This window comes from Bacillus pumilus (genome assembly GCF_003431975.1).
In the GTDB taxonomy this organism is placed as follows: domain Bacteria; phylum Bacillota; class Bacilli; order Bacillales; family Bacillaceae; genus Bacillus; species Bacillus pumilus_N.
The window spans coordinates 3,340,404-3,355,782 of sequence record NZ_CP027116.1 but is presented as its reverse complement, the minus strand read 5'-3'; the positions used below and the strand labels follow the sequence as shown (position 1 = coordinate 3,355,782).

18 protein-coding genes and 1 other annotated feature are annotated in these 15,379 nt (G+C 39.1%); of the genes, 10 read left to right on the top strand and 8 right to left on the bottom strand.

Annotated elements, in window-relative coordinates; all coding sequences use genetic code 11:
- The first annotated feature begins 10 nt into the window (after positions 1–10).
- The 6 genes from C5695_RS17420 to C5695_RS17395 are packed head-to-tail and all read left to right on the top strand — an operon-like array spanning position 11 to position 3,446.
- A complete protein-coding gene (locus C5695_RS17420) occupies positions 11–1,615 on the top strand; it encodes a BppU family phage baseplate upper protein (RefSeq protein ID WP_117731958.1) in 1,605 nt (534 codons plus the stop codon).
- A 12-nt stretch (positions 1,616–1,627) separates the two neighbouring features.
- Positions 1,628–1,903, top strand: coding sequence for a hypothetical protein (locus C5695_RS17415; protein WP_117731225.1), 276 nt, complete (start codon positions 1,628–1,630; stop codon positions 1,901–1,903).
- On the top strand, positions 1,900–2,046 hold the full coding sequence (locus tag C5695_RS17410) for an XkdX family protein (protein WP_106038152.1): 147 nt from the start codon (positions 1,900–1,902) through the stop codon (positions 2,044–2,046). The genes C5695_RS17415 and C5695_RS17410 overlap by 4 nt, the downstream gene beginning before the upstream one ends.
- A 39-nt stretch (positions 2,047–2,085) precedes the next feature.
- Positions 2,086–2,298, top strand: coding sequence for a BhlA/UviB family holin-like peptide (locus tag C5695_RS17405; RefSeq protein WP_073206560.1), 213 nt, complete (start codon positions 2,086–2,088; stop codon positions 2,296–2,298).
- A 23-nt stretch (positions 2,299–2,321) separates the two neighbouring features.
- Positions 2,322–2,585, top strand: coding sequence for a phage holin (locus C5695_RS17400; RefSeq protein ID WP_117731956.1), 264 nt, complete (start codon positions 2,322–2,324; stop codon positions 2,583–2,585).
- Positions 2,586–2,645: 60 nt separating this feature from the next.
- Entirely contained in the window at positions 2,646–3,446 is an 801-nt protein-coding gene (locus C5695_RS17395) for a peptidoglycan recognition protein family protein (RefSeq protein WP_117731954.1), read from the top strand.
- Positions 3,447–3,472: 26 nt separating this feature from the next.
- On the opposite strand, the gene C5695_RS17390 is transcribed toward C5695_RS17395, so the two are convergent.
- Positions 3,473–3,856 carry a hypothetical protein gene (locus C5695_RS17390; RefSeq protein WP_117731952.1) on the bottom strand — a complete coding sequence of 128 codons (384 nt, stop codon included), beginning with the start codon at positions 3,854–3,856 and terminating at the stop codon, positions 3,473–3,475.
- 136 nt (positions 3,857–3,992) lie between these two features.
- Here C5695_RS17390 and C5695_RS20695 point away from each other — a divergent pair, with 136 nt between their 5' ends.
- Entirely contained in the window at positions 3,993–4,136 is a 144-nt protein-coding gene (locus tag C5695_RS20695; RefSeq protein WP_187441809.1) for a hypothetical protein, read from the top strand.
- Positions 4,137–4,425: 289 nt separating this feature from the next.
- Positions 4,426–4,653, top strand: coding sequence for a helix-turn-helix domain-containing protein (locus C5695_RS17380; protein WP_117731950.1), 228 nt, complete (start codon positions 4,426–4,428; stop codon positions 4,651–4,653).
- A gap of 106 nt (positions 4,654–4,759) precedes the next feature.
- On the opposite strand, the gene C5695_RS17375 is transcribed toward C5695_RS17380, so the two are convergent.
- Together C5695_RS17375 and C5695_RS17370 are read right to left on the bottom strand one after the other, a co-directional pair.
- Positions 4,760–5,077: a hypothetical protein gene (locus C5695_RS17375; protein WP_117731948.1), complete on the bottom strand. Its 318-nt coding sequence runs from the start codon at positions 5,075–5,077 to the stop codon at positions 4,760–4,762.
- A gap of 19 nt (positions 5,078–5,096) precedes the next feature.
- On the bottom strand, positions 5,097–5,642 hold the full coding sequence (locus C5695_RS17370) for a hypothetical protein (RefSeq protein WP_117731946.1): 546 nt from the start codon (positions 5,640–5,642) through the stop codon (positions 5,097–5,099).
- 710 nt (positions 5,643–6,352) lie between these two features.
- On the opposite strand from C5695_RS17370, the gene C5695_RS17365 reads away from it, so the two are divergent.
- Both C5695_RS17365 and C5695_RS17360 read left to right on the top strand, forming a co-directional pair.
- Entirely contained in the window at positions 6,353–7,027 is a 675-nt protein-coding gene (locus C5695_RS17365) for an NAD(P)H-dependent oxidoreductase (RefSeq protein ID WP_117731944.1), read from the top strand.
- A gap of 89 nt (positions 7,028–7,116) precedes the next feature.
- Positions 7,117–7,341 (top strand) — a binding site (T-box leader).
- A 76-nt stretch (positions 7,342–7,417) separates the two neighbouring features.
- On the top strand, positions 7,418–8,767 hold the full coding sequence (locus tag C5695_RS17360) for an amino acid permease (protein ID WP_117731942.1): 1,350 nt from the start codon (positions 7,418–7,420) through the stop codon (positions 8,765–8,767).
- Positions 8,768–8,812: 45 nt separating this feature from the next.
- On the opposite strand, the gene C5695_RS17355 is transcribed toward C5695_RS17360, so the two are convergent.
- The 5 genes from C5695_RS17355 to C5695_RS17335 all read right to left on the bottom strand — a co-directional run bounded on the left by C5695_RS17355 (position 8,813) and on the right by C5695_RS17335 (position 15,178).
- Positions 8,813–9,805, bottom strand: coding sequence for a glycosyltransferase family 2 protein (locus tag C5695_RS17355; RefSeq protein WP_117731940.1), 993 nt, complete (start codon positions 9,803–9,805; stop codon positions 8,813–8,815).
- Between the two features lie 31 nt (positions 9,806–9,836).
- A complete protein-coding gene (locus C5695_RS17350) occupies positions 9,837–11,945 on the bottom strand; it encodes a glycosyltransferase family 39 protein (protein WP_117731938.1) in 2,109 nt (702 codons plus the stop codon).
- Between the two features lie 133 nt (positions 11,946–12,078).
- Entirely contained in the window at positions 12,079–13,515 is a 1,437-nt protein-coding gene (locus C5695_RS17345; RefSeq protein ID WP_117731936.1) for a HAMP domain-containing sensor histidine kinase, read from the bottom strand.
- Entirely contained in the window at positions 13,512–14,198 is a 687-nt protein-coding gene (locus tag C5695_RS17340) for a response regulator transcription factor (RefSeq protein ID WP_117731934.1), read from the bottom strand. Before C5695_RS17340 ends, C5695_RS17345 begins: the two co-directional genes overlap by 4 nt.
- A complete protein-coding gene (locus C5695_RS17335; protein ID WP_117731932.1) occupies positions 14,195–15,178 on the bottom strand; it encodes a YncE family protein in 984 nt (327 codons plus the stop codon). Before C5695_RS17335 ends, C5695_RS17340 begins: the two co-directional genes overlap by 4 nt.
- Positions 15,179–15,379 lie beyond the last annotated feature (201 nt).

The following is a 15,379-nucleotide window of genomic DNA, read 5'->3' as shown; positions in this document are numbered from 1 at the left end:
GGGGGAAATCATGACGAATCAACTTTTTAAAAATGGCGTGCTGCCTTTCGTGGTTGATGCCTATGATCAAAGCGTGTACGATTCAAAAATCGTTTTTTCTACACAAGATATAGGCACAGCAAAGCTAATTTTCAAATTGCGTAAAGATGGCGTGCCTTTGCCTCTTTCAGCAGTTGACGGAAAACTCGTACTATCATTCAAGAATGGATCAAAGAACGTTCGGAATATCTCTCTTATAGACAAGGTTGATGGAATAGCTGAATACGTACTAGACAATGACGAAATAAAGCTATACGGCAAGGTTCAAGCGTCCTTGAATTTGTATTATCGGAACGGACAAGCCTTGTCCATTCACGAATTTACATTTGATATTCAGCGCAATTTAATTGACCAGGACATTGCCCCGGCAGCGGAATTTTATATTGATGATTTTCAAACTCTTAAAACCGAAATAGAACGTAAAGCAGCAGAACTTGAAGCGGATATAAAAAAGCGAACTGACGATATGCAAGGAAACATTGATAAGATCACCAAAGAGCTTCAAGAGCAGCTTGAGCATTTGAAAGAAAAACTAGGTGATCTCGAAGCGCTTGAAACAAAAGAAGGCGCAAAAGCTAAAGTAGACGCAGCACTTGCAGCAGCTAAAAAATATACAGACGATCACGCCGAGACACCCGCCGGCGCTTTCAAAATGGCAAAAGACCTTGTGGCGGGTTTTCAACAAAAGAAAATCACAACCGATATGGGCTTTCCGTTGATTTCAATTAAAGACACATCAGTTAGCATTTTGGATGCCGTGATTGATAACGGTCTAGGGATGGGCTCTTTTTACGCAATAGCAAAATCAAAAGATTTGCCTAACCACCGATCTTTCAGAGGTTTTTTCCACATGACAGATGTGTCTTCCGACGGGAAAGCTACTTTCGGATGGGTATATGCAACGGATTATATCAACAACATTTACACCAACTATTTAAACAACAATGTGTGGAGTGGATGGGCTAGACTCTCCAATCATAATTTGCTATCTGAAACAGGGCAAAGCCAATTGTTGCCGAATGGTACGGACATATTAACGCTGCCGTCCGGTTGTTACTATGCCGTTGGTACAAATGTCGTAAATATGCCGAGTAAAACCGATTCATCTTGGTTCAATATTTATGTTATTGATAACAGTAACAACCGTAAATACTTTCATATTGTTAGAAGTGGAGATAATTTACATTGGTTCGGTACGACTCATACGGACGGATCGTTCAGAGGATGGAAACGGATGCTGACGGATAATGATTCAATCAGCACATGGAATCAGGTAACGTTAGTCGCTGGAACAGTAAAACAATTTGCGGGAAACCCTCTCCAATTCTCCATACGTCAAAATGACTTACTACTTCGAGGATCGTTTGAGGGAGTCCCGGCGAATGATGCAGTCATTGCCCGTTTTACTCAAAAACCGGCTTCAAAAGCTGTGTTTCTCGGTGCAACGGTAGGGTCTTATGGCTCTGCTAGATTTACATTAGAAAAAGATGGTTCTTTGCGTTTTGATGGGATGTCTGCTCACGATAATTCTTTTGTAAGCAGATTTGAAATAAATGAATCTATTCCGTTGTGGTAGGAGGTAAGGTACATGCATATTTTTTTATATGACGAAAATTTTATGTATTTAGGCGAAGATGTGATAAGTGATTATGAAGAGATTCCGAAAAATGCTACGGATGTACGACCACAAGAGGGGTTGTATCTTCCCGAGTATGACGAGAAAAAAAGAGTGTGGTTTGAATCAGCATCCAAAGAGTATATAGAGAGCTTGCAGCCAAAGCCGCAGCCGTCAAAAATAGACCTCATGGAGAAACAAGTTGCCGAGCTTTATTACTTGTTTGCATTAGGGGGTGATCCATCGTGAGTGATTTCGATTGGTTCAGTAGAATCAAAGGTTTTTATGATAGAGAATTATGGACAAAAGAAATGGTGTATAACACCGTAGCAGCCGGGAGAATCACACCCGAACAATATGAGGAAATCACAGGTGAGCCATACGAAGTGTAGGCTTATTTTTTATGTTTATGGTGGGAGAAGGTGAGATTGATGGAAATGGATATTGCACAGTATTTAATGACACAGGGACCGTTTGCGGTTCTTTTTTGTTGGGTGTTGTTTTATGTCCTCAATACAACTAAAGAGCGTGAGAACAAGCTAAACGAACAAATTGACGCACAAAATGACGTACTAGCAAAATTCAGTGAAAAATATGACGTTGTCATTGAAAAATTAGATCGAATTGAAAGAAACCAAAAATAAAAACGAAAAGAGGAATTTTTGATATGAAAAACTTTGACAAAGGCACTGTGATCCGTACGGTGCTTCTTTTTATGGCATTAATCAACCAATTTTTAATCATGGTCGGTAAACCTGTTTTGCCGATCAGTGAGGACCAAGTCACATCATTGGCTGACACATTGTACCTTGCCTTCTCAATGATTTTTACAATTGTCACAACCTTGATGGCATGGTTCAAAAACAACTATTTGACTGACAAAGGCAAGTTACAAAAAGAAGTCCTACAACAAAAAGGATTAACAAAATAAAAAGAGCTTCCCCAGGCGGTTCTTTTTTAATACCTAAAACATTAAGGGAGACGATGAAAAATGGTAAAAATCATTCAAGACTATATTTCAAAGAGTAACCGGAACAGACCAGGTAACTATATGAAGCCTTTATATATTACGGTTCATAACACAGCTAACAAGTCAAAGGGCGCAGACGCAGCAAGTCACGCAGCGTTCGTAAAACGATCTAGCACAGTGGTAAGCTGGCACTACACTGTAGACGAAAATGTGATCTATCAGCATTTACCGTTAAACGAAAACGGATGGCACGCAGGAGACGGCAGAGGAACGGGAAATATGAAGTCGATCGGCATTGAAATTTGTGAAAATGCAGACGGCAATTTTGAGAAGGCGGTCGAGAATGCTCAATGGCTTATTAGACAGTTAATGCAGGAACAAGGGATTCCATTGGCAAACGTTGTTCCTCATAAGCATTGGAGTGGGAAAGAATGTCCCCGCCGCCTGCTTAATCGTTGGGACAGCTTCAAAGCCGGTATTGCCATTGCTCACACAAATAAAAAGCCGACTGTTAAACCAACAAAAGCAGCACCATCCAAAACAGCAGCTTCCAAGCCTGCTAAAAAGACATATGGTTTGCCAACAGGCATTTTAAAAGTTACAAAGCCTCTTACAAAGGGATCAGCAGTAAAAGCCGTACAGCAAGCCCTAGCGGCGGTTTACTACTACCCGGATAAAAAGGCAAAAAACAACGGAATTGACGGCTATTATGGACCGAAAACAGCGGATGCGGTCAAACGATTCCAGCTTATGCATGGGCTTACTTCTGATGGTATCTATGGTCCAAAGACTAAAGCTAAACTAGAGAAACTCTTAAAATAAATTAAAAAGCCCCTCAAAAGAGGGGTTTAAAATTCTATATCAAGTTTTGTTTCTAATTTTTTACTATATTGCTTTTCGTTACCCATCGTTTTTTCATAGAAATTCATATAATCCGTTGTAGCATTACTATCTCCGTAGTTTGAATCTTCTTCTATTTCATTAAAATCATGGCCATTATTATCAGCTATACTTTTAAAAAGTTCTACTTTAAGATTTGCCTCTTCGTATCGTCTGATAATTGCTTTTAAATCTTCTATCTTTTTTGAAGCTGGATATCCAATAACAAATTTCAAGAAATCCTGCTCAGGATATTTTATTTTAAGAGTGTCAATAATCTCCCAACCTTCCTCAAGATACTTATTCACCTTATCTCTAGTATCAATCTCCAATATTTCAGTATAATCTTTCAATATTTCTACCCCCTTAGTAAGTTATGTACATTATAACAAATAAATGAAGACATAGCTTAGTGTTCATAGATTAAATAATCTATTGACGGTTGTAAATAGATATGCTATAATTAAAGTATAGAAAGGAGGTGCTAAAGTGGACGATGTGAGAAATTGGGTGCTTTCTATCGCTGGTATCGTAACCATTGTCAAACATATATACGATATATGGACAAAGGAAAGCGAAAAGCATAGAAAGAAAAAGAAAAAGCGCTCCCGCCGAGCAAGCAAGAAGCGCTAAATAACTAGGAGAAAAGGGGAGAAATCCCCTTACTCTCTATATAGTATACTGCAAATTTGTGTATCAGTATACCACAAGCACACAACCCAACGTCCACAAATGATATGAAAAAATACTTTAAACACTATAGCACAGCTGATTTTGCTGTTATGCTAATATTGATTGCTGGCATCGTTGTAATTGACACAACAAGTCAGAGTATATCAGGCAAAATTGCAAATACTGTATTACTAGCAGCCGTTGTAATCACCTTGTTAAAAGGATTAATAATGATGTGGAGAGAAAAGCAATGAACGAACACGAAAAAGTTAAGTTTATTCAAGAAGAAGTCCTAACAAGTGCAGAAGTTTGTGAGGTACTCGATGTTACTCGGCAACGTCTGAGTGCCCTCATTAATTCTGGGAAGCTCAAACCTGTTAAAAAGGTTGGTACAGTTGCTTTATTTTTGTTGCAACATGTACAGGTCTTAAAAAAAGAATTAGAAGAAGGGCGAAAGAAATACCGTCCTTATGATTAAACTTAATTAGTAATCGGTTTTCCTTCCAGATTTGTTATACTACTACGGCTCCTATTAATTTAGGAGCTTTTTTTGTGGATTAAAAAAGACCTTCAAATGAAGGCCATTAATTGAATTTCTTTTTTAATCCATCCATCATATCTGCAGCATAAAAAGATTGTAAAAGTTCATCTACATTGATCTTCTTGTCCTTCTTGCTTAGAAATTGATCGATGATCTTTTCATATTCTTCTTTAGTGTTCCCTTCAATATCTGAAAGGTTTAATTCCTCACCAAAGTGATTGATAAAGGTAGTCTTTCCAATTTCACTAGCCTTGTCATTTTCAAAATCACAAAAAGCTCCACTAAGCGTAATCAAAAATAATTCATCATCAGAATCTAAATTATTTTTTTTCTGAAATTCAACGAATTTATTATCTGCCATAGTATACGTCCTTTCACAATTATAATATTAAAGCGTCACCAACAATAATGATGTATTCTACAACATGACCTATACCTTGTGCTACCCCAGAGTCCATATGTTTTTTCAATTCCGCATAAACAAGTTCATTGGCTCTTTTAGCTGCTCTCTGGGGCGTATCAACAATATGTTCTATTTGTTTGATAATCTTGTTTGTGTGTTTTACTGTGCCTTTTACTGCCTTTTTACCAAACATACTAGAAAGCATCCATTGAGCAAAGTCATTGTTTGCTAATCCTTTCAGAATTTTTATAGCTGCTTTAATTCCTGTACTCTTCGGTCCATTTGTAGTAGCAAGTGGATCATTGTTAGCATTCTCAATAGCTTTAAAAGCTTCAAGTAAGGCTTCTTGTTTATCTAGTGGTACATTTCTTAGAGCAAGCTCTTTCTGAAGTTCGGTAGGATTGATAGCTACTACCACATCTTCTTTCTGCTCAACCTTTTCTGCTGCATGTGTAACTGTAGTTGGAATAAATACTGCTGCTGATATGAGAACTAGCAACATCTTAACAAAAAACTTTTTCATTCGAATACTCCCTTTCTAATCATTTTTCAATAGTGAGGATATCACAAAATGAAATGATTTTTACATAAATTAGAAGAAATAGTATTTAAATCACAAACTTTTTGTCTTTGTTTCATTCGATGTGTTACTTATTTCTCACACCTAAAAAAGGGGATATTTACATAAAAAAACCACCTACACATTCATGTAAGTGGTCACTTGAACAATTTCCCCAATAGTCTTCCTGTTGCCTTTCCTGCGGCTCTCCTAGCTATTCTCTTGCCTACTGTACCCTTTTGAACGGCGTTAATGTCACCCAAGTATTTTGATGTCTTATAAAGGAAAGATCTTATTTTGTTTATGTTCATTTTACGCTCCTTTTACGTCTGTCCATTAAAAAAACTTCCCCCAAACTTCCCCCAAAACTCCCCCATATGAATGTTTTCATTTGCATTTGTTTGCAAACGTTTGTTCTTGTGTGATGTTTAAGAAGGTTGCTAGAACAACGTTTTTTTAAACGAGAATAAATGTTTGCATACGAAACATCTATTTGTGCCTAACGAACAAAAATGTGCGTACTTGAATCAATGGAAGCTTTTCTTTTACCATAGAGATATCACATCACACATTCGGGCTGTTTGTTTTCTTATCATAACAATTTCTATATAGGAATGGAAAGAAATTGGATTGATGAAACACACCCTAATCGTTTATTAGAAAGGATGAAGATCATGAGAGACAAAGAGCAATTAAAAAAAGACATCATTGAGGCATATGAATTCCGTCATGCGACAAAAGAGTTTGATCCAACGAAAAAGATTTCTGAAGATGATTTTGCGTTCATTTTAGAAACCGGAAGACTTTCCCCAAGCTCTGTCGGATTTGAGCCTTGGAAGTTCCTCGTCGTTCAAAATGAAGCATTTAGAGAGAAATTAAAAGAGTACACATGGGGGGCGCAAAAGCAGCTTCCAACTGCTAGCCACTTTGTGATCATTTTGGCCAGAACAGACGCTCGCTATGATTCAGCATATGCAGAATACATCAATAAGGAAATCAAAGGAATGACAGACGAAACGTTTGAAATGGTCAAAGAACGCTACAAACAATTCCAAGAGAATGATCTTCATTTGATGGAAACTGACCGTACGCTCTTCGATTGGGCTTCCAAACAAACGTATATTGCTCTTGGAAATATGATGACAGCCGCTGCACAAATTGGCATCGATTCATGCCCTGTTGAAGGATTCAGCTATGATGAGATTCATCGTATGCTTGAGGAAGAAGGATTACTTGAAGATGGTCAGTACGACATCTCTGTCATGGCTGCCTTTGGGTATCGAGTCGTTGAGCCAAAGCGCGGCAAAACGCGCCGTCCGATGGATGAAGTAGCCGTTTGGATTCGTTAAAAGAGAATGTCTGAAAAAGGCTGTTGACAATTGCGTGGTTAGTCAGTATATTTAAAAAATAAAATCTTTGATAAATAGACAAATTGACTATAAACGCTTTGACTTGAGAATAGTAAATGAATATCCGTTTTCTAAGAGAGCTGCGGGTTGGTGCAACGCAGTAAAACGAATCATTGAACTCGCTCAAAGAGCGGTAAGACTGAATGAATAATAAGTCTTTACGTGTGACCTCCGTTATCGGGTTTCAAGTTGGATTCAGCTAGTACTGAATCAATAAGAGTGGTAACGCGGTTGCAAGGTCAGTCGTCTCTTCATGGAGATGACTGGCCTTTTTATATGCTTTTATCTTATTTTTGTCTGAAGATTCAAATTTAAAAGGAGCTATAGAAAATGGAAAAGGAACATGTACAGTTAAAACGAACAATGACGTCAAGGCATATTATGATGCTTGCGCTTGGTGGGGCAATTGGTGCTGGCCTGTTTAAAGGAAGCAGTTCTGCCATTGATATTGCGGGTCCTGCTGTCATTTTGGCATATATGATTGGTGGTCTTATTTTATTATTTATTATGCAAGGACTTGCCGAAATGACAGTTGCACGACCAGGTGCTAGAACATTCCGTGATTTAATTGAACCTGTGTTAGGCAAATATCCTGCCTATTTCTTAGACTGGATCTACTGGAAAATGTGGGTGCTGAACATCGCAGCAGAAGCGATCGTGTCTGCAATCTTTATTCAGTATTGGTTCCCGCAAGTACCGATTTGGACGCTTGTGTTAATCATTTCACTTGTTGTGACATTGATCAATGTTTGTTCAGTCAAAATGTTTGCAGAGACAGAGTACTGGTTAGCCTCTATTAAAATTGCTGTCATTCTATTATTTATTATCATTGGGCTAACGATGCTGTTTTTCTCATTCGGACAACATGCAGCACCGGGGTTATCCAATTTAACTGACCATGGAGGATTTTTCCCGAATGGAACGGGCGGCTTAATTGCGGCAATGCTGGTGGTCGTGTATTCATATGGTGGAACTGAAATGATAGGGGTCACATTAGCAGAAACGAAAAGCCCTGAGAAAGTCATCCCAAAAGCCATTCAAAGTACATTTGTACGAATTATCGGTTTCTATGTACTTCCGTTCTTCATCATCGTCAGCTTGATTCCTTGGAATCAAGTAAACAATGAGCAAGTGAGTCCATTCGTCACGGTGTTTGCAACGATCGGGGTACCGTATGCAAGTGATATCATGAATGGCATTATCTTACTAGCAATTTTGTCTTCTATGAACTCTGGCTTGTATGCTTCATCACGGGTGCTTTATACACAGGCCATGGATGGCCGTGTATGGAAAGGATTCTACAAGCTGTCGAAACAACAGGTGCCTGTTCGAGCGATCCTTGTATGTACATCTACCTTGTATGCAGCTGTATTGATTTCTCTTTTTGTAGGAAGTCAAACGTTTAATTATTTGATGGGATCTTTAAGTTATACCGTTTTATTCATCTGGTTTATCATTGCGGTCGGTCATTTGAAATCTCGAAGCGTCGCACAGCCAGGTGGATATCGCGTGAAGCTGTATCCATTCACGACATGGTTTTCCGTCATTGCGATCATTGCCATTTTTGTCGGGGTTGTATCCAATACACCCATTGTCCAAACGCTGGTCACAATGGGCATTTATTTAATCATTACACTTTCTTTCTTCATTAATAGAAAACGGTTTGAAACAGCCGTCTAATTTAAAAAGCGTGCAGGACCTTTTGAAGGGTCTCGCACGCTTTTTTTAATGCTGTTTATATTGCTTGAAATGAACAGGGGATTGAACTGGATGTGGCTTTACCTGAAGGCCGTAGCTATCCCTGACGATATAAAGCGGACGGTCCTTGGCTTCATCGTAGATTCGGCCAATATACTCTCCGATCATGCCTAACATAAAGAGGATAATCCCGCTGAAGAATAGCTGAATGACTATTAATGAGCTCCACCCGGTGATGGTGCTGTTTGTAAAAAGTTTTAAATAGAGAACAAGAAACATCGAAATGAAGCCAATAGCTGAAAGGACAATGCCTGCCACGCTAGCTAACTTTAAAGGTTTGTAAGAAAAAGATGTGATCCCATCCATCGAGAGCTTGAGCATCTTTTTGAGAGGGTACTTTGTTTCTCCTGCCAGCCGTTCATCCCGAACGTATTCTACCGCAATTTGTTTAAAGCCGACCCAGCTCACTAAGCCGCGCACAAATGGATTTTTCTCACGTATTTTCCTCATTTCATGACATACTTTACGATCCATCAATCTAAAGTCACCGGTGTCAATTGGAATATCTACTTCGGTGATTTGTCGTAGAACCCTGTAGAAAAGAGAAGCGGTGTACTTTTTGAAAGCTGTTTCGCCTTTTCGTTTGGTACGGACCGCGTATACGACTTCGTAGCCTTCCTTCCATTTTTGAATCATGTCTAAAATCAATTCAGGTGGATCTTGTAAATCCGCATCAATTACCACGACGGCTTCTCCCTTTGCATAATCCATTCCTGCTGTAATTGCAATTTGATGTCCAAAGTTACGAGAAAAATCAATGAGTCTCACATTCGGATCTGTCTGACAGTACCCTTTAATTAGTTCAGCTGTTCGATCCATGCTGCCGTCATTGATGAAGAGAAGCTCATATGCTTCCCCTGTCGAATCCATGACGGTTTTAAGGCGCTGATACGATTCATGGATCACAAGTTCTTCATTATAGACTGGGACGACAATAGAATATTGTATGTTCTTTTCCATCAGTCATCGTTCCTCCTTTTTAATAGATGGATTAATCAATGGATAGTTGATAAAGGGTGCCACGCCCCATTCCTCTATTTGACTGATCTTGTTGTTCCGATGGCTGGCTGTCTGAACTGTCTGTTTGCTGCTTCGCTTTGGATGTAGAGCTGTTCTGCCATTTAGATGTAGATACTTCTTTGCCGTTTTTTTGAATCCAATTTAGAATGTCAGAGCTTCCGCCTCTCATACCAGATAAATAGAAATATTTGATCTTTCCGTCTTTGACGAGCTGTTTGAATTCACCAAGCGTGAGGATATTGTCAGATCCACTAAATCCGCCTAATGCCATAACAGCTTTGCCTGTTTTAATAATGTAAGGTGAAGCTGTGGTGGCATCTGTTGTCCCAAATAGGAATTCTTCTCCTGTATTGTTTTTCTCCAGATAGCTGATCAGCTTTTCATTGACTTGTGAACTCATGCTGCCTCTTGAAGTTGCAAGCTGAGGACCAGCCTCTGGCAGCATACTGTTTCCTCCATAAAGAAGAGGGGTGCTTGCCCAGTATAGTGGTGCGATCAGCATGCCAATGATGGCGATGAGAGACATGAATTGTTTGAGTTTTTCTTTCCCTTTTATCAAAAGCAGAGAAAGGATCGTTCCAATCCCAATGAGACCGACTGCAATGCTTAGTCCAAGACCGATCGTGCTTGTGAAAGTGGATAAGATAAAGATTTCAAATGCTGTTGTAACAAATATCGCAATTGGAAGCAGCCATTTTTTAAAGCCAGTTCCTGTTTGAAACAATTGAGTCATAGAGACCCATCCGGCTCCCGCTAATACAGCAATTGGGGGTGCCAGCATAATTAAATAATAGTGATGGAAAAATCCAGCTACACTGAAAAATGCAGCAACGGGTATAAGCCAAGCTAACCAAAATAGTGTTTCTTTTTGTTTTGTATTGAGCCGTCTTCTTTCAAAGGCTGTCGAGAAGAAAATACCAATCATGCCAAAGAGGGCAAATGGAAGCAGCCAGCTGATTTGATCGGAAAGTTCAGATTGGAACAGACGTAATGGCCCTTTTGTTCCTGTTCCAAATACACCAGAACCATTCCCCATTTTTCCGCCCCCGCCATTTGGCGGCCCATCACCATTACCGCCTGAAGGCATATCAGGTGGTGTTGTGCCATTAGCACTGCTTGGTGGTCCTTGCATTGAAGACTGTTCCTGATTAGATGATTGGTTTGTGTTGTCTGAATTGCTTTGATCTCCATTAGATGGCGGTTGTGGCATGGTGGATGAATCATTGTCATTTTGCTGATCACCCTGCTGTGAAGGTGGCTGCCCTTCACGCTGATTTGAGCCGCCGCCAGACTGTTGACCTGTCAGCCGCTGAAGACCGTTGTAACCAAAGGCTAATTCGAGTGCTGAGTTCGATTGACTTGATCCCATATAAGGACGATTATCTTTGGAGGTGAGATCAACTGCTATAGACCAAGAAGCAGATACACCTAAAAGAACAATCATTGAAATCATCAGTGATAGCAGCTTTTTCTTCCATGTCGTTCGATAGGCAATGATGTAAAACAGGATGAGAGCTGGTACAATCATATACGCTTGCAGCATTTTTGTATTAAAGCCGACACCGATCATTGCAAATGAAGCAATCGCCCAAAGCACCTTCTGCTGTTTCACAGCTTTGAACATCATGACTGTTGCGAGTAAAAGAATAAAGACGAGTAAGCTGTCAATGTTATTTGTACGTGATACAGCAACTGCGATTGGTGTACATGCCATCATGAGTGCTGATAGTCTTGCAGCAGCCTGGCCAAATGTAGGTTTGACTAGGCGGTAGATGAAATAAACAGATCCAATGCCAGCTAAAGCTTGGGGTAAGATCACACTCCAGCCATGAAGGCCGAAAATTTTGGCGCTGATCGTTTGCAGCCAGAAGGCGAGCGGCGGTTTATCCACCGTGACATAACCTGAGGAATCGAACGAAGCAAAGAAGAAATTATGCCAGCTTTGCATCATGCTTGTGACCGCCGCTGTATAATAAGCGTTTACCGTATCGTCGTTCCAAATGTTATAAATGTTTAAAATGGCAGATAAAATTAATATGAAAAATAAATAAAGATCAAATTTCTGAAAGCGTCTAGTCAACAGCTTATCACTCCTTTTTCTTAACTTGAAAAAAGTGTAACAAGCAAATATGAATAAATTGTTAATAAAAAAGGACAATTCTTTATTTTTCTGTTGAATAAAAACAGCTCTAGAAAAAAAGAGCTGTTTTGTGTTAAGGTGTCATCTTATTTTGTGGTGAGAAAGGCGGATTTTCAGTGCTCTCTACACTTGGTAATTGTATGATAGCGGTCGTACCTATTCCTTGTTCAGATTGAAGATCGAACGTACCGTGATGTTTTTTAATAATTTGATAAACAATGGCTAGTCCAAGACCAGAACCACCATCTTTTCTTGTGCGGGCTTTATTCACTCGATAAAAACGCTCAGAAACATGAGGAAGATCTTCTTTTGGAATACCGCTGCCTTCATCTGAGATTCTCAATTCAGCAGTGTTTTGGTGAACGAATAATTCAATTGAAATTGATTTTCCTGATGGCGTGTAATGGATGGCATTGTCCAATAAATTACGAACGACTTGCTGAAGACGATCGCTATCACCATATATAATACAATCCTCTTCGAGTACTCGGTTGAAAGAGATTCCCTTTTGACTAGCAATGAATGTCATTTGATCAAGAACATCATGAATGACTTGTGCAAAAACGATCGGCTCCATCGTTAGTGGGTAAGATTCCCCCTCTAACTGCGCGAGATCAAGAAGGTCATGTACGAGCCTGCTTAATCGTGTGGATTCGTCTTGAATAATCTGCATGCCTTTCTTTTGGTCAATAATGCCCTCTTCAATTCCTTCAGCATAACCTTTCATATAACTTAGCGGAGTTCTAAGTTCATGAGAGACATTCGCCAGAAATTCTCTCCGGTGCTGTTCCACTTTTTCGAGGCTGGAAGACAGTTTATTAAAGGAGCGGCTAAGCTGGTTTAACTCATCTCCATTTTTCGTCACAGCCATGCGTTTGGAAAAATCACCAGATTCCATTTCCATTGCAATTTCTTTCATTTGATTAATTGTCCGCACGACTTTATTGGAGCTCTTATAGCCGATAAGGAAAATAAGGAGCAGGATTAATAAAATGGATATGCCAAGTGTTAATCTGATTTGGACAAAAGGTTCATACACATCTGATAAGGGCATGGATAGAAAAATGGTCCCCGCAAGCTCATCTTTGTTTGAGAAAACAGGGATGGCGATGCCGAGAATATCTTGATGAAACTGTGGATGTTCTCTAATTAACACGACGGTTTCCCCTTGAAGAAGCTTTTGGCGTTCCTTGAACGTGATGAGATTATCATTTGTGTTCGTATCAAAAGGAAGTCCACTTGAAAGCTCCATTGGGTCATCTGTGAAAATAATATTCGCTTCACTTGATTCGTTTGTCCATTTTATCCTATTGGTAAAATACGTATCTTTCCCGTGTTCGTGATAGATTTCTGCCAGCTTCTTACCTTGTAAACTTAAGGAATCGATCTGTTTATCAATATATAAGTGCTGGTATAAGTAATAAGTAAGGGCAAGAGCGGAGGCCGCAACAATTCCGGTCACTACAAGGATTAAGAAGAGCACTTTCTTTTTAATCGATAATGGCTTCATTCTTCCTCCTCAAACTTATACCCAATACCCCAAACGGTTTTAATATGCCGTTCTGCTCCTTTTAATTTCAGTCTCAGTGTTTTGATATGGGTATCGACTGTTCTTAAAGAGCCGCTCGTTGAATGTGATTCCCACAATTTTTGATAGAGCTGTTCTCGTGAAAACACTTGGCCTTGATTGAGCAAAAGAAACATGAGTAAATCGAATTCTCTTCTTGTTACATTAATGGGCTCTTGCTGGATATAGACTTGTCTGCCATCTTGATCGATCTCCATATCGCCAATTTGGATTCTACTACGCTTTAGCGAAAGACCTCTAATTCGTCTTAAGGTTGTTTCAATTCTTGCCGCAAGTTCACGTAGACTGAACGGCTTCATGATATAGTCATCTGCTCCAATTTCAAGGCCTCTAATTCGATCCTCCTCATAACCTCTAGCTGTTAAGAATAAAATAGGTATTTGAGATGTTTGTCTGATACGCTGGCAGACTTCAAATCCGTCCATATCAGGCATCATGATATCTAGTACAACAAGGTCAATGGGCTCCTTTTCAAGCTGACGTAAGGCATCCATTCCATTATTTGCTGTTGTGATGTGAAAGCCTTGTCTTTTTAAAAAGGATCCGATTAACTCAAGCATATCGGACTCATCGTCTACGATTAAAATATGCATTTGTTCTTTCATTTCTTTTCCTCCAACACGATAGCATAAGGTCCAGATGGGACATTCAGTCGATTTTTCAGCATGAATGTATGTTTATCAATAATTGAAACTGAATTGTCATCTAAGTTACTCACATAAATCGATGAGGCATCAGCGGTGATATAATTCGGATTTTGACCAGTTTCAACAGAAGCAAGCTGCTTATTTGTCTCTGTATCTACTTTGTATAGCGTATGGTCTCCATGACAAAGTACATACAATGTAGAAGAATTTTTCTCTGAAAAAAACGCAACGGGCATAACGCCTAGTTTCATTTCACGCTCTTTTTTACCTGTTCTAGGATTGTAAGCAAAAATGCTTTTATTTAAGGTTCCTGGTTTACCGTGTCCACCGATCCAAATAAAATGTCCATCAAAATGAATACCAGAAGGCCGTTCAAGTACAGAGAACGTATGCACTTGCTTTTCCTTCTTAATATCTATGACGGAGACAGTATGACTTTCTGCATTTAAAACAAATAAGTTACCTGAAGAAGAAAGGGTCATAGAAGAAGGTAACTTTCCGGTCTTCACAGTCGCTTTTATTTTTTTACGCTGCGTATCAATTAAATAAACGACATTTTTCAGTGAATCCGCTGCAATTAAGGTGTGAGAAGCTGCATCATATGTGAGGGAAGTCAGCCCTTTATTCACATCCATATAATCTGTCACTGTGCCCTTTTTTAAATTAATTTCAATCAGCGATTCACCTTCTTTACTTGTTGCGATGATGACTTCTTTGTTGATTTTGATAAGATCAGTGAGCGGATGTTTTAAATCAACGGAAGAGATCATTTTGTTTTTTTGTAAATCGACTATGGAAAAGGAGGCCTTTTTTAATTGAGAAATGACAGCGATCGATTGAGAGCTGGCAGGTGGAGTAAATTGTTGGTCTTTTCCACAGCCTGACAGGAATAACAGTAGAGCTGATAGACAGATCAAAATATATTTTACACGTTCCATTCTTCCGCTCCTTTGCGTCCTCTATTTTCAAAAAGCATACCACAAAAATTGTGAAAAAAAATCGAAGTTATCATTGCTGGAAGAGAAGAAAAATAGCTTTTAGGTAGGGAAAAGGGGATAAATTCCATCTGAAAATTCTTTTTGTCTAGTCATATACCTTTTTTACATCTTCAAAAAAGGATTTTCAATATTTGATTACTG